Genomic DNA, 13,965 nt, shown 5'->3' with positions numbered 1-13,965 from the left:
ATCATGACAATGCCACTTCGGAGGGTGCTGCGGCAGGCCGTAGGCTGTACGCTGCTCATTCTGCTAGCTACAACTTCCTTTCTATTCTCACCGTCTCCGCAAACCGAGACTGAGTACTGCGGGACTTATCTGCACCTTTCCTCCTTTGCCGGCTTCACGGCCAACTGCGACGGTTTTGTGTACATGGAGGATGCCCGGCAGCCTATTCACTTGCTAGAGCCCAGAGAAGTTCGGCAGTCGCGCCCGTTGTTTATCCTGCTGGGTACTGCTGTGGGCTACCCTTGCACTTGGCTAGTTCAGGGTCTCACGGCCAGTGGGCTACTACCTCCGCAAACAGTAGCCCACTTACCGGCTAAGTATCAACCATTGCTAGGTTTCTACATTGGGTATGTACTGCTGAACTACGTGGTGCTACTAGCTAGTATGCTCTTGTTCAGTAACCTCTATCGGCGTCTGACGCAGGGGCAGGGCAGCCAGTTAGTGCTTGGTGCATTATTGGTGTTTCTGGCGTCCAACCAAGTTACCAAGGCCTTCTTCTGGACGGTGCACCAGCAGATGTTCACGTTTTTAGTGCCACTACTTTGTTTGTACATCCTGTTGGCTTTGCGGGGCCGTACTACATGGCTCCAGCTTTGCTGCTTCGCCCTGCTTGGGGGCGGGCTAGCCCTGGTGTACGGTAGCTTTGTGCTGGTGCTGCCTTGCTTGCTATATCTGGCTTGGCAGCAAGGCAAAAAGCAGCCGCTTTATAGGAAAGCATTCTTTACAGTAGGGCTCACGTTACTTTTTGCCTTACCTACTGGACTCTGGATTGCTATTCTGGGGTTGCGGGGTGTCCGCTACTACAATCACGAGGCCGAAGCTTACAACCAACTAGTTTGGCTGCTAGAAGCCGCTCGGCTACCGTGGTGGGCCTTCTGGCGCGAGGTAGGAACACGCCTTGAGCACTTCGTGAGCACGTGGCCGGCCATTGGCCTATTTGTGGGAGTTGCGCTGGTACTAGCTTGGCAGCTAGCGCGCCGAGGAGAGTTGCGCAACGAGCCATTGCCTACCATCCTGGCTCTGTTGGTGGGGTTTGTAGCTTTTTTTGCCGTGCTCGGCTATTATCGGGAGCGGCTCACCTTTACGCTAGTGCCCCTGCTGCTTTGTTTTGTAGCGGCGGCTCTCTACCGGCTTCCTGCCTATCCGAGGGTACGGTGGCTGGCGGTTGCGGGCGCCTTAGGTTGGCATATTTGGCAGGTATGTTCCTACGGCCCGTTTTCCTGAACTAGGCAACCTACCTACACGCTGTGCGGAAGCTAACGGAGAACCTAGTTGAACCAGGGTTTTTAGACTGTTTGGAACTGCAGTAATTCATCCATTTATAAAACTCGTAGCTTTGCAGCCCTTGCCTGGCAGCATAGCCCTAGCAGGGCAGGGGCTGCCGGCCCCTCGCGTACTTATACCTTTACAAGCTGATGCCGTACCTGTTCACCTCCGAATCCGTTTCGGAAGGCCACCCTGATAAAGTAGCCGACCAGATTTCTGACGCCATCCTCGACGAATACCTGCGTCAGGACCCAACTGCCAAAGTGGCCTGCGAGACTCTGGTTACCACAGACTTCGCCTTGGTCGCTGGCGAAATCAAGTCATCGGCCCATGTTGAGGCTGAGCCCATCATCCGGGAGGTGATTCGTCGCATTGGCTATAACAAGCCAGAGTATCTCTTCAACGCAGACACCTGCGAGGTGATGAACCGCTTGCATGAGCAGTCGGCAGATATCAATCAAGGGGTAGAGCGAGCTAAGCCGGAGGAGCAAGGTGCCGGCGACCAAGGTATGATGTTCGGCTACGCTACCCGCGAAACCGAGAACTATATGCCTTTGGCTCTCGACTTGTCGCACCGGTTGCTGCGCGAACTGTCAGCCATTCGCAAAGCCGGTCAGGAAATGACCTACCTGCGTCCTGATGCGAAAAGCCAAGTAACCATTCGCTACAATGATGATAACACGCCCGTTGCCATCGAAACAATTGTAGTGAGCACCCAGCATGATGAGTTTGCTGCCGAAGAGCAAGTAATGCTGAAGCAGATTGAGCAGGACATCAAGAACATCTTGGTGCCGCGCGTAAAAGCGCAGTTGAGCGAAGACGTGCAGGCGCTTTTCACCGACGAGATTAAGTACCACATCAACCCCACGGGCAAATTTGTCATTGGTGGTCCGCATGGTGACTCCGGGCTCACTGGCCGTAAAATCATTGTGGATACCTACGGCGGCAAAGGAGCGCATGGTGGCGGCGCTTTCTCCGGTAAGGACTCTTCCAAAGTAGACCGTTCGGCAGCCTATGCCGCCCGTCATATTGCCAAGAACCTAGTAGCTGCTGGTGTAGCCGATCAGGCTCTTGTACAAGTAGCCTATGCCATTGGTGTAGCCGAGCCCGTAGGAATATTTGTAACCACCTACGGTACTACCAAGGCAAATGGCGCTTTCGGCCACCAGCTCACAGATGGTGAAGTAGCCCAGAAAGTACAGAAACTGTTCGATCTGCGTCCGTATGCTATCGTGCAGCGGTTGGGGCTGCAAAACCCCATTTTCGCTGAGTCCGCAGCGTACGGCCACATGGGCCGCCAGCCCGGCACCAAAGAAGTAGTGCAGGCAGATGGTAGCACTAAGACTGTCGAGACCTTCACCTGGGAAAAGCTCGACTACGTAGACGCCATTAAGGCAGAATTTGGGTTATAATACCCGAGTGCGAATTCTCCGATAGATAATTAGAAAAGCCCCGTCTGTCTTATCAGGCGGGGCTTTTCTAATTATCTATCGGAGGTTACTAGCCTATGCTCGGGCTCAGTGGCTTACTAGCTTTTCCTTGTATTTAGTAATCTGACGCTTCAGGTTATCCGTTGCAGCGTCGGTAGCAGCTTCAAACGTACCAGCATCTTCCTGCGAAAACAGAGTGCTACCTGGTACGAAGAGTTTGATTTCTACAGTTTTGTTTGCGATTCCGTCCTTATTGTTCAGGCGCAGAATTACTTCTCCTTCAGTTACACGGTCATAGAAGGTTTCGAGTTTGTCGAGACGCTTCTGGATGAAGTCGAGCAGTTTTTGGTCGGCGTCGAAGTGCACCGATTGCATCTGTACTTTCATCGGATGTGGGGTTAAGGGTAAAACGAAAAATCAGGCCTTTGGGTGGGCCTTTTCAAATACGGATTTCAGCTTGTCAATACTCAAGTGCGTGTACACCTGCGTAGCTGCTAGGTTAGCATGGCCCAGCAGCTCTTTAATAGCGTTTAAGTCAGCACCTTTGCCCAGCAAGTGCGTGGCAAAAGAATGGCGCAGCACGTGAGGGTGCTGCTGGCCGGATGCAGTTGTAATCTGACTTAAATAGTGCTTTACAGTGCGGTATACGAACTTTTCATAGAGCGGCTCTCCCTTATCCGTAACGAGGAGGGCTGGGTGCGCGTTGCTGCCTGACGCAAATTCCCGTTGCTTTCGCTCTATATAGCGTTCTATCACTATTGCAAGAGTAGGGTTCAGAGGCACGATGCGTTGCTTGTTTCCCTTGCCCGTCACACGTACGGTTCGGCCTGGTATGCTCACATCATCATGGCGGATACCAATGAGTTCCGAAAGGCGAATGCCCGTGCCATAAAGAAGCTCCAAAACTAACTGGTCGCGTACTCCGCCCAGCGTGTCCTCAAAGGCAAATGAATTAAGTAGGCCGTTCAAAGAATCCTCCGGCACGAAGTCAGGTAGCTTCTTGGCTACTTTCGGCGAAGTGATGCGCAGCATGGGGTTTTTCTGAACGGCACCTGTGCGCAGCAAAAACTTGTAGTAAGAGCGCAAGCACGCAATCTTCCGGTTAACCGTACGCGGATCCATCTGCTGTTGCATGAGTGTTACCACCCAAGAGCGGATCAGAGTATGATCAGCCTGGCTTGGGTCTGCTAGCTCATACGTGCTTAAGAGGTAGTCCGAGAACTGCCGCAAATCTGTTTGGTAAGAAAGCACTGTGTGCGGGCTAAAGCGCCGTTCAAACCGCAGGTAGTCAAAAAATAATTCCATAGGCTAAGGCCCTGTCAAGGCAAGACCGGACAACCAATGTAGATAATTCAACGCAAGAAAAAAATGCAAAGTACGGACGTGAAAAAGCCGGCTACCATGCCACTAGGGCAGGATAGCCGGCTTTTTCAAACCTGTTAAAACGAGTAGGTCTACTAGTTAGCGTCGGTACCGTAGGTAGCCAGCTTGTAGATAGCCTTCTGCTTTTGCTTGCGGTTGGTGATGGAAGGCTTCTGGAAGAACGTACGACGACGCAGTTCTTTCAGAACGCCCGTGCGCTCGAATTTCTTCTTAAAGCGCTTCAGCGCACGGTCAACCGACTCGTTTTCTTTGATTTGTACGATGATCATATCTTCAGTGAGGTTGAAATCCCGGGTTGGAGGGGCCGCAAAGATAATAAAGTATGAGTGGCAGATGCAAATGATTTGTAGATTAACTAGGATTCAATCATTTGGGGTCTGCCATATACCTCTGTCCTTACACAGCGCAGCCACCTACTCTGGCTTTTCCGAAAGGCCTATTTGAGTAATGTACGGGCAATAACGAGCTTCTGAATCTCAGAAGTGCCTTCGCCAATAGTGCAAAGCTTGGCGTCGCGGTAATACTTTTCAGCGGGGTAGTCTTTGGTATACCCGTAGCCACCGAAAATTTGCACCCCCTCGTTTGCCACTCGCACCGACACCTCAGAAGCATACAACTTCGCCATTGCCGACTCGCGGTTGACGTTCAGTCCCCGGTCTTTCATATCGGCTGCGCGGTAAGTGAGCAGAGAAGCGGCTTCAATTTCCGTAGCCATATCAGCTAGCTTAAAGCCAATACCCTGAAAGTTGCTGATTGGCTGATTGAACTGGTGGCGCTCTTTAGAATACTGTAACGCCGCCTCATACGCTCCCTGTGCAATACCCAAGCTAAGCGCAGCAATGCTGATACGGCCGCCGTCAAGCACCTTAAGAGACTGTACGAAGCCGTCACCCACCTTGCCAATCACATTTTCTTTTGGCACGCGGCAATCAGTGAAAATCATTTCAGTTGTTTCCGAAGCCCGCATGCCTAGCTTGTCTTCCTTTCTGCCGCCTTCAAAACCAGGAGTACCTCGCTCCACAATGAAAGCAGTCATACCATGGGAGTCACCTACTTCACCAGTGCGGGCAATAACTACTGCTACGTTGCCGCTCTTACCGTGAGTGATGAAATTCTTGGCTCCGTTGATGACATAAAAGTCACCATCTTCCACGGCCACCGTGCGCATATTGCCTGCATCAGATCCTGTATTTGGCTCTGTCAGGCCCCAGGCACCGATCCATTCACCCGAGGCTAGTTTTGGTAGGTACTTGCGTTTTTGCTCCTGGGAAGCGTGCTGTAGAATGTGGCCCGTGCACAAGGAATTATGGGCGGCCATACTCAGGCCAATGCTGCCGTCAATTTTGGACAATTCTGCAATGGCAGTTACGTATTCCACGTAACCAAAGCCAGCCCCGCCGAATTCTTCCGGCACAAGCACACCCATTAAGCCTAGTTCACCAAGCTTGTGAAAAACGTCTATGGGGAACTCCTGCGTTTCATCCCACTGGCGCATGTGGGGTTTAATATGGTGCGCGGCAAAGTCGCGCACCATCTGGGCAATCATTGTCTGGTTTTCAGTGGTTACCAGTTCCATAAGTGGGTGGGGATAGATGAGGGTGAGAACGGAGTATGAGAAAAACCAGTGGGGGCTGGTTTTGGGTCCACGAAAGTACGATTTCAAGTGAGGAGAAGTGAGTGCATCATTCGGTGGTGCTTGGCTCGGATTTTGAAAGGGCGCGCTAATTCGGTTACTTTGAGGGTTTTTTAGAAAAAATACTGCCTCGCAAAAACGAGCGTTTATAGTTTTCTACCTCACATACCTGGTCATCCTGGTCTGCATGCAAATTACCCCTATCTGCCGCATTTTCCGTCTTTGGCTGCTATGTGCGCCGTTTCTGCTGCTTACCTTCTCTTGTACTACTTCGCGCTTACGTCAGCAAAACGTTTTGCTACGAACAGACGGTGCTGGTGCTCTTGATACGGCTCGTTTGCGAGATGTGGTAAATCGTGCAGAACGGAACTACATAATCCAGCCGAACGACTACTTGGAAGTGCGAGTGAATACCAATAAAGGGGAGCGGATTTTAGACCCTAATGGAGAGTTGATGTTTGGTACTCCTGGCGGTCAGGGAGGTAACAGGCAAACTGTTCAGCGTAATACCTCGGGCCGTGGGCAGCAACAGCAGCAACAGCAGCAGGGATATGGCCTGAATGAATTCTTGGTGCAGCATGATGGTATCATCACGTTGCCCATGATAGCTCCGGTTAAGCTGGCTGGTTACACTTTACTTCAGGCTGATAGCATCTTGGCTCAACGATACAGTGAGTATTATAAAGACGTATTCGTCGTAACAAGGGTCAACAACAATCGCATTGTGGTATTGGGGGCAGTAGCTGGTGGATCAGGCCAGGTCATCTATATGTACAATGACAATATGAATTTGTTGGAGGTGCTAGCGCAAGCAGGAGGCATTACCGGCGGTTACGTGGGTACAGGTGGCAATGCAGGAGGGGCACAGGCTGGTAGGGCTGATAATATCCGCCTTATCAGGGGGAATTTGAAAAATCCGCAAGTACAAATAATCAACTTGACCACTATCGAAGGAATGCGGCGCGCTAGTTTGCAAGTTGAGCCTAATGATATTATTTACGTCGAGCCCATTCGTCGGCCTGTGTACGAAACTCTAACTGATATCCAGCCTTATTTTGGTATAGTAGGTAGCATAGCGGGCATCATCACTACTTTCTTGCTGGTACGGAATGCTGTTATAGGCAACTAATAGCAGATCTGTATACTTTTTACTCCTCCTGAGCACCTGCCTACATGGCTGTAAACGAAGAAGTTGAATTAGAAGATCTGGTCCGCAATGCTGGCGGAGAAGCAGATGAAGATGATGGTGGAGGATTGGACCTAACCACCCTCATCATGGTTGCCCGTAAAAGCTTGCCTTGGGTGCTTTTACTGGTAATGCTTGGTCTACTGACCTCTTGGTTATTTCTGCGCTATACTCGTCCAGTTTATCAATCCTCTTCCGTTCTCAAAATAGACGAGAAAACGGAAGCAGGTGTATTGGGGCTAGAAGGGCTAGGTAAAATGGTTGAGCAGAAGCAGACTGTCACTCAACTGTCGGGGGAGATGGAACTGATTAACTCTGACCTGATTTATCGCCGTCTCCGCGATTCGCTAGAATTGGAAGTTGCCTATTATGCGGAGGGTACTGTACTTGAGACAGAGCTGTACAAGACCTCCCCTTTTAAAGTAGAATACGAGAGTAAAAACGGTAGTCTATTTAATACTCGTTTCAATTTGAAGTTTCTGAGCCCAAACCGGGTACAGCTAACTTACTTGGAGGGCGGTCAAGAAGTGGTTAAGGAAACCGGTTTCGACGCTCCAGTTGAAACCACTGGATTTCGTTTGCGCTTATACCGTACTGCTTTTTACCAGCCCAGCGACCTAGAGCGTAACTTATTCTTTATTATTCATGACGAGGGTACAATCAATGGCTACTTAAGCCAGAATCTGCAAGTGCAGGTTGTAAATCCTGATGCAAATACAATCAGCATTGGATTTACTGATTATAATCCTCTTAAGGCGCATGATATTGTTAATAAGGTAGATACGGCCTATTTAGTAGAGAAAATTCAGCGCAAGCAGGAGCAATCTGCCAAAACCCTGCGCTACTTGGCTGAGCAGTCTGAGGAAAATAGAAGACTATTGCGCCAAGCGGAAGAGCAATTGCAGGACTTCATGAAGCGTAATAATCTCTTCGATGCGGAGTCAGAGTTGGGTACTGTAACATCAGCAATAACTACTCAGCAGGAAGAGCGGCAGGAACTACAGGAGCAAATTAATCTGCTGCGTAACCTAAGTAATCAGATTGAGAGTAATCAATTCGTAGCACGGGAAGATGTATCTGCTGAACAAAGTATCCCTGCCCTAGCAGAGATAAAAGCTCCTGAGTTAACAGAACGAATAGGGGAGCTCTATGGATTACAGCTCGATTTAAATCGAGCCTCAGTAGGCTATAAACCTACTACTACAGCTATCCAAGTCATTCAAGACCAGATAGCTTTTACGAAGCGTAGCATTCGTCAGCTGCTGGTTCAGAATCAACAGCTACTACAGCGTCAGTTGGCTGAAATGGATGCCAAGCAAGGTGCTCTACAAGGCCGCTTGCAGGAGCTACCTGAGCTTAAGACTCAGATTGAGCGGCTTAAGCGTCCTCGTGAGTTGTACGAGAAATACAGCTTGCTGATGATGGACAAGACCCTGGAGTACAACATAGCGCGGGCCGGCATTACGGCCGATTTTCAAGTATTATCGCCCGCTACGTTGCCCAGCGCACCTATCTCACCAGTTCGACTTATGGTGTATGCCATTGGCTTAGCGGCTGGTTTAGTACTAGGGATTGGTCTAATTGCTGTCCGTTACTTACTACACAACACTGTAACGAATGTTGGTGAACTAGAGCGGAATACATCGGTGCCGGTGCTGGGCGTAATCCCGACGTATGATAAGGAGAAGATGGCAGTCTCGAAGCTGGTAGTGGACCGTAACCCCAAAGCAGCTATATCAGAAGCCATCCGTTCTATTCGAACCAACTTGGAGTTCATAGCCTCTTCAAAGAAGAAGCGTCTAATTTCTGTTACCTCTACTATCAGTGGGGAAGGCAAGACGTTCGTAACAGTGAACTTGGCCGGGATTATTGCTGCTTCCGATCAGAAGGTGGTAATTCTGGACCTAGACATGCGCAAGCCCAAAGTAAACTTGGCATTCGGAGCTGAGAACGTAAAAGGCGTTAGTACTATTCTAATTGAGCGGCACACTTGGCAAGAATGCATTCAGCATACCGCTATTCCACTACTGGATTTTATTTCTGCTGGCCCTACCCCGCCTAATCCGTCAGAACTCATTCTAAGCCCCCGTTTCGATGAGATGCTGGCGTCTCTTTTTCAGACCTATGATGTAGTGATGATAGATACACCACCCGTAGGACTCGTGACGGATGGTATTCTCATCATGCGGAAGGCAGACGTGCCTATCTACATTGTACGAGCTAATTACTCTAAGAAGTCTTTCCTTAAGAACATAAGTAAGTTGGTTCGCTCGAACGGCTTTACTAAGCTAACCACCATTCTCAACGACGCGAAGGCTGGTGGTGCGTATGGCTACGGCTACGGCTATGGCTACGGCTATGGCTACGGACAAGGCTATTATGAAGAGACAAAGCCAACAAGAGGAGTGTTGAATAAGCTGCGGAAACGCTTTTCTTAGCGCAGTACGCTATTCTTCTCCATGGCTTCTTTCTTCCAGAAATTATTTGGGTCAGGTAACGATGCTGCGCCAACGGCCACCTTGGAAGCACTGGGTACTGATATGCACTCCCATGTGCTGCCCGGGCTGGATGATGGAGCTGAGACAGTTGAACAATCGGTAGAGCTACTGCGGGCCTTGCAGAAATTGGGGTATCGGAAGCTAATAATGACCCCACACGTAATGGGCGACTTCTACCGCAATACCCCGGAAGGAATCTGCGGTGCCCTGGAAAGCTTACGGAGCGCCGCAATACAAGCTGGTGTAACCGAAGTGGCCCTCGAATGTGCCGCTGAGTATTACTTAGATGAGTGGTTTAGTCAACGTTTGGAGCGGCAGGATCCTCTACTCACGTTTGGAGGAGCGCAGCGCTATATCCTGGTAGAAACCTCCTACATCAATGAGCCGCTGAACTTCGCGGAAACGATGTTTAATCTGCAGGCGGCCGGCTACCGGCCCGTACTAGCTCACCCTGAGCGCTATACTTATCTGTACGGCCGGTTTGCGGATTTGGAGAAGATTCGTCAGGATGGTATCCTTCTGCAACTAAACTTAAACTCCCTAACTGGCTACTACTCAAGCGGAGCAAAGAAGGTGGCCGAAAAGCTGATTGACGCTGGGTTAGTAGACCTAGTAGGCACGGATGCTCACCATATCAAGCACACCGACTCCATTCAAACAAAAGTGCTGACTAGTGCTTATTTACAGAAGTTATTGGCGTTGCCTTTGCTCAACGCTACCTTGTAGATAACACAGTATAGATTGAATTAGGCGCGTGCTTCAATAAGCGCGTGTCGCTACCAACCTTCTACGCTCTAACCCCCAATACCATGATTTTTGTGACCGGTGGAAGCGGGTTGGTGGGGAGCTTTCTTATTGCTGAACTAGTGGCTCGTGGATTACCCGTCCGCGCGCTATATCGAGAGCAAGTGCCGGCCGTGTCCGGAGCCGACCAGGTAGAGTGGATAGAAGGTGATGTGCGAGATGCCATTGGCTTACGAGCAGCGCTAGAAGGCGTAACCCACGTGTTTCATTGTGCGGGGTTAGTATCGTACGCACCGCAGGATGAGGAAGCGCTGCAGCAAACGAACGTAGAGGGTACCGCCAACATCGTAGATGCTTGCCTGGAACGGCATGGAATACGATTGGGCTACGTTTCTTCGGTAGCAGCGCTGGACAGCCGAAAGGCCGACACTGAAGAGGAACAAGCGCCACTAGTAATCGACGAAACTGCAAAGTGGGATTTGGGCGCGGCGCACAATGCGTACGCAACGTCGAAGTACCTAGGTGAACTGGAAGTATGGCGAGGGGTGTCGGAAGGCCTTAGAGCTGTAATAGTAAACCCATCAGTGATACTCGGGCCGGCAGATTGGGACCGGAGCAGCACCCGGCTCTTTCGGTATGCTTACAATCAGCACCGCTTTTACACTCCTGGCCGCATCAACTTAGTGGACGTGCGCGATGTAGTACATGCCCTGCGTCAGCTGACCTTGGACACCGAAATAAGCGGTGAGCGGTATGTACTGAGTGCTGGTAGTCTTCCGCTACACCAGTTCTTTGCCGAAGCAGCAACGTGCTTCGGTAAGCGGCCTCCCACAACGGAAGTGCCTAACTGGCTGGCCGAATCTATCTGGCGCCTTGAGCATGTCCGGTCCCTGCTAACGGGCGCACGGCCGCTCATCACCAAGGATACCGCCCGCGCTGGGCGCCAGCCTACCGAATACAAGGCCGATAAAGTGCGGCAGACCTTGCACATGGAGTTCCGGCCTTTATCTGAAACGATTCGGTGGTGCTGTGATGAGCTCGTTATGCTCGCAGCTGCTAGCCCAGCAACTCGGTAAAAAACGTTATCGACGCGGAGGAAAGCACTAGCAGCGTACCTTCGATACAAGAATTACGAAGTTTTAAATCTACGCTACGCGCGCCTGAACCTGTGGGTCTGCGGTGCGGTTGTTGTATATTCAGGATAGAGGCGAATTCACTAGAATTTAGCTTTGATCCACCCCGGAAAGCTGCCATGTTGGCGGCTTTTGGCTGATTGTAGCAGCATGAGAATGAACGAAAATTTTGAAGACCGGGAGGAAGTACTGGATACTGTGCGCCGCTTTGAGCGGATGGTAGCCCAAAATGAACCCGTGTTTTTTGATTTGGCCGATTTTGAAAACATCATCGACCATTATACTACGAACACCCAGTACGAAAAGGCCTTACAGGCTTGTGAGGCGGCTATTGCCCAATATCCATTCAGCACGGAGCTGCTCATTGATCGGTCGCAAGTATTGGCAATGAAGGGCGAATATGTGGCGGCTGCTCAGCAGATTGAGGATGTGGCGCAGCTCGACCCAGATAATCCAGATGTAGCGGTAACGCGGGGCATTATTGCTACCCAGCGCGGCGACTTTGCTGAAGCTGTGGCTTTTTTTCACCAAGCAGCCGAGCGTGCGCAGGACCGCGACGACATCTTCTTCAACTTAGGCCTGGCGTACCAGAGCTGGCAGAAGTTTAAGAGTGCCGCTAAGTACTACAAGCAAAGCCTGCGCCTCAACCCCGACAATGACGTGGCAGTGCAGGAGTTGTTGTACTGTCTGGAGGTAAGCGAACGGCTGGAAAACAACCTTGATTTCTTCCGCCGCTTCACTGATGACGACCCTTACTCTGCGGTAGCTTGGTACAACTTAGGACAGGCGTACTTGCGGGCTGGCAAGTTCGACGATGCTATTAGCGCCTTCGACTACGCTATTCTCATTGATGCTAAGTTCTACGAAGCTCATGGCTTCTTGGCGAGTACCTACGTTAGCTTAGAGCAGTATCGTCGTGCGATTAGTGAGTTTGAGCTGAGTTACCCAGAGGGTGAGCCTACTGCCGAAGCCTTGTGCAACATTGGCGAGTGTTACGAAAAGCTAGCCGAGTGGGACAATGCCCGCCGCTTCTACCAGCGCTCCATCGACCTAGACCCTACCTTGGATGAGGCGTGGTTTGGCATTGGCATCGTGATGAACGTGCAGGAACGCTACTTCGAGGCCATTCATTTCTTTCGGAAGGCCGTGAGCCTCTACGACGAAAGCATTGAATACTGGTTGGCCCTGGCCGCTGCCGAATACCAAATTGGCAACGTGGTATCGTCTATCGAGTGTTACGAGAAGGCAACTGAAGTAGCTCCTGACAACAAAGATGCGTGGCTTAACTGGAGTATTATTCTCTATGAGCAAGGCAACTTCGACGGGGCCATTGATTTGATGCGTAATGCCGTAGAAATTCAGCCCATGGAGGCCGAATTGCATTACCGCCTATGCGCCTACCTGCTGGCAGCCGGCCGCTACCGTGAGGCCTACGAAACGCTGGAAGGTGCTTTAACGCTGGACTTTGATAAGCACCGGCTGTTGTTTGAATACTTCCCCGAGCTGGAGTCGCAACGGGCGCTGGCCCGCCTGATTGACCAGTATCGGAAGTAACTAATGAAAGTTCCGGGGCTCGGGAGGGTAACGCCAAGGAGGAGTTCTATACCGTAAAATAGAGCTACTTAGTGCGATGCCGCTCCCGGGCCCCGGTCGCATTTCAAGCTGTTATAGAATTCGGGCGTACTTTTGGGCGCGGCGCCGGGCGCACCCCTTTGGTTCAGGTTGCCGCATCTTCTAGTCCACCACTTTCCGAAAAGAACCCTAAGACCACCAAGAATGAATTACAATCTCAATCAACTCCCCGACCGCACCTCCAAACCTCGCGAGCAAGGCTACACCATGGTAATGGACAAAGGCCTCAGCGTACGTGAAGTGGAAGACTTCCTTGAGGTTGGGGCGGAGTACACCGACATCGTGAAGCTGGGCTGGGCTACCTCATACGTAACCCCCAACCTGAAGCGTAAGCTGGCCGCTTATAAGGAAGCAGGCATTCCGGTGTACTTCGGCGGAACGTTGTTTGAGGCCTTTATCATCCGCAACCAGTTTGATGACTACCGCCGCCTGCTTTCCGAGTTTGGCATGGAATACGCCGAAGTATCGGATGGCTCTATTGACTTGAATCACGACCGGAAGCTAGAATACATTCGGGAACTGGCTAAGGAAGTGAAGGTGCTGAGCGAAGTAGGCTCCAAGGACGCCGAAAAAATTATTCCTCCCTACAAGTGGATTTCGCAGATGCGCACCGAACTGGAAGCCGGTGCTATCAAAGTAATTGGTGAGGCCCGTGAAGCCGGCAACGTGGGCTTGTTTCGCAGCACCGGCGAGGTGCGCTCGGGTCTGGTAGAAGAGATTCTAACCCAAATTCCCTTCGAGAAAATTCTGTGGGAAGCACCTCAGAAAGCCCAGCAGGTATGGTTTATCAAGCTGCTCGGTGCCAACGTAAACTTGGGCAACATTGCCCCGAATGAGATTGTAAGCCTCGAAACCATTCGGTTGGGCTTGCGTGGCGACACCTTCACTCACTTCATTGACATGGACAATGTAGATGAAGCTTTCCGCCCCGAGAAGCCCACGGGCAAGCCTGGCACCTCCATGCCCCGCGGCTAGTATTGGAGTCTCTGCTTAGTACAACGCCCGGTGTCACCCTGATAGC

General features: G+C 51.0%; 12 protein-coding genes. 8 read left to right on the top strand and 4 right to left on the bottom strand.

The features are described 5' to 3' along the window. Nucleotides 1-3 precede the first annotated feature (3 nt). Both CHB83_RS07130 and metK read left to right on the top strand, forming a co-directional pair. Nucleotides 4-1,263 carry a hypothetical protein gene (locus CHB83_RS07130; RefSeq protein ID WP_143437027.1) on the top strand — a complete coding sequence of 420 codons (1,260 nt, stop codon included), beginning with the start codon at nucleotides 4-6 and terminating at the stop codon, nucleotides 1,261-1,263. 191 nt (nucleotides 1,264-1,454) lie between these two features. Further along, nucleotides 1,455-2,717: a methionine adenosyltransferase gene (gene metK / locus CHB83_RS07125; RefSeq protein WP_045689689.1), complete on the top strand. Its 1,263-nt coding sequence runs from the start codon at nucleotides 1,455-1,457 to the stop codon at nucleotides 2,715-2,717. 105 nt (nucleotides 2,718-2,822) lie between these two features. Here the strand turns inward: metK and hpf are convergent, their stop codons facing one another. The 4 genes from hpf to CHB83_RS07105 form a co-directional block, all read right to left on the bottom strand. After that, a complete protein-coding gene (gene hpf, locus CHB83_RS07120; RefSeq protein ID WP_045689688.1) occupies nucleotides 2,823-3,122 on the bottom strand; it encodes a ribosome hibernation-promoting factor, HPF/YfiA family in 300 nt (99 codons plus the stop codon). 30 nt (nucleotides 3,123-3,152) lie between these two features. After that, entirely contained in the window at nucleotides 3,153-4,040 is an 888-nt protein-coding gene (locus CHB83_RS07115; protein WP_055562519.1) for a tyrosine-type recombinase/integrase, read from the bottom strand. Nucleotides 4,041-4,192: 152 nt separating this feature from the next. After that, entirely contained in the window at nucleotides 4,193-4,387 is a 195-nt protein-coding gene (rpsU, locus tag CHB83_RS07110; RefSeq protein WP_045689686.1) for a 30S ribosomal protein S21, read from the bottom strand. A gap of 167 nt (nucleotides 4,388-4,554) precedes the next feature. Further along, on the bottom strand, nucleotides 4,555-5,694 hold the full coding sequence (locus CHB83_RS07105; protein WP_089332114.1) for an acyl-CoA dehydrogenase: 1,140 nt from the start codon (nucleotides 5,692-5,694) through the stop codon (nucleotides 4,555-4,557). Between the two features lie 244 nt (nucleotides 5,695-5,938). On the opposite strand from CHB83_RS07105, the gene CHB83_RS07100 reads away from it, so the two are divergent. The 6 genes from CHB83_RS07100 (at nucleotide 5,939) to CHB83_RS07075 (ending at nucleotide 13,919) form a co-directional block, all read left to right on the top strand. Beyond that, on the top strand, nucleotides 5,939-6,880 hold the full coding sequence (locus tag CHB83_RS07100) for a polysaccharide biosynthesis/export family protein (RefSeq protein ID WP_089332113.1): 942 nt from the start codon (nucleotides 5,939-5,941) through the stop codon (nucleotides 6,878-6,880). Nucleotides 6,881-6,924: 44 nt separating this feature from the next. Beyond that, a complete protein-coding gene (locus tag CHB83_RS07095; RefSeq protein WP_089332112.1) occupies nucleotides 6,925-9,375 on the top strand; it encodes a GumC family protein in 2,451 nt (816 codons plus the stop codon). Nucleotides 9,376-9,396: 21 nt separating this feature from the next. Further along, a complete protein-coding gene (locus tag CHB83_RS07090; RefSeq protein ID WP_089332111.1) occupies nucleotides 9,397-10,161 on the top strand; it encodes a tyrosine-protein phosphatase in 765 nt (254 codons plus the stop codon). An 83-nt stretch (nucleotides 10,162-10,244) separates the two neighbouring features. Beyond that, on the top strand, nucleotides 10,245-11,255 hold the full coding sequence (locus tag CHB83_RS07085) for an NAD-dependent epimerase/dehydratase family protein (protein WP_089332110.1): 1,011 nt from the start codon (nucleotides 10,245-10,247) through the stop codon (nucleotides 11,253-11,255). Between the two features lie 213 nt (nucleotides 11,256-11,468). Further along, complete coding sequence (locus CHB83_RS07080) at nucleotides 11,469-12,866, top strand: tetratricopeptide repeat protein (RefSeq protein WP_045689681.1); 1,398 nt, start codon at nucleotides 11,469-11,471, stop codon at nucleotides 12,864-12,866. A gap of 222 nt (nucleotides 12,867-13,088) precedes the next feature. Beyond that, on the top strand, nucleotides 13,089-13,919 hold the full coding sequence (locus CHB83_RS07075; RefSeq protein WP_045689680.1) for a phosphosulfolactate synthase: 831 nt from the start codon (nucleotides 13,089-13,091) through the stop codon (nucleotides 13,917-13,919). Nucleotides 13,920-13,965: the final 46 nt, after the last annotated feature.

This window comes from Hymenobacter mucosus (assembly GCF_900188255.1).
GTDB classification, from domain to species: Bacteria; Bacteroidota; Bacteroidia; order Cytophagales; family Hymenobacteraceae; genus Hymenobacter; species Hymenobacter mucosus.
Note: the sequence above shows the minus strand (reverse complement) of the source record. Positions and strands in the feature narration are given on the sequence as shown.

Bases quoted from the DNA above. Each gene is read 5' to 3' on its own strand.
- CHB83_RS07130 (WP_143437027.1), top strand. From the start codon at position 4: ATGACAATGCCACTTCGGAGGGTGCTGCGGCAGGCCGTAGGCTGTACG.
- metK (WP_045689689.1), top strand. From the start codon at position 1,455: ATGCCGTACCTGTTCACCTCCGAATCCGTTTCGGAAGGCCACCCTGAT.
- hpf (WP_045689688.1), bottom strand. From the start codon at position 3,122: ATGAAAGTACAGATGCAATCGGTGCACTTCGACGCCGACCAAAAACTG.
- CHB83_RS07115 (WP_055562519.1), bottom strand. From the start codon at position 4,040: ATGGAATTATTTTTTGACTACCTGCGGTTTGAACGGCGCTTTAGCCCG.
- rpsU (WP_045689686.1), bottom strand. From the start codon at position 4,387: ATGATCATCGTACAAATCAAAGAAAACGAGTCGGTTGACCGTGCGCTG.
- CHB83_RS07105 (WP_089332114.1), bottom strand. From the start codon at position 5,694: ATGGAACTGGTAACCACTGAAAACCAGACAATGATTGCCCAGATGGTG.
- CHB83_RS07100 (WP_089332113.1), top strand. From the start codon at position 5,939: ATGCAAATTACCCCTATCTGCCGCATTTTCCGTCTTTGGCTGCTATGT.
- CHB83_RS07095 (WP_089332112.1), top strand. From the start codon at position 6,925: ATGGCTGTAAACGAAGAAGTTGAATTAGAAGATCTGGTCCGCAATGCT.
- CHB83_RS07090 (WP_089332111.1), top strand. From the start codon at position 9,397: ATGGCTTCTTTCTTCCAGAAATTATTTGGGTCAGGTAACGATGCTGCG.
- CHB83_RS07085 (WP_089332110.1), top strand. From the start codon at position 10,245: ATGATTTTTGTGACCGGTGGAAGCGGGTTGGTGGGGAGCTTTCTTATT.
- CHB83_RS07080 (WP_045689681.1), top strand. From the start codon at position 11,469: ATGAACGAAAATTTTGAAGACCGGGAGGAAGTACTGGATACTGTGCGC.
- CHB83_RS07075 (WP_045689680.1), top strand. From the start codon at position 13,089: ATGAATTACAATCTCAATCAACTCCCCGACCGCACCTCCAAACCTCGC.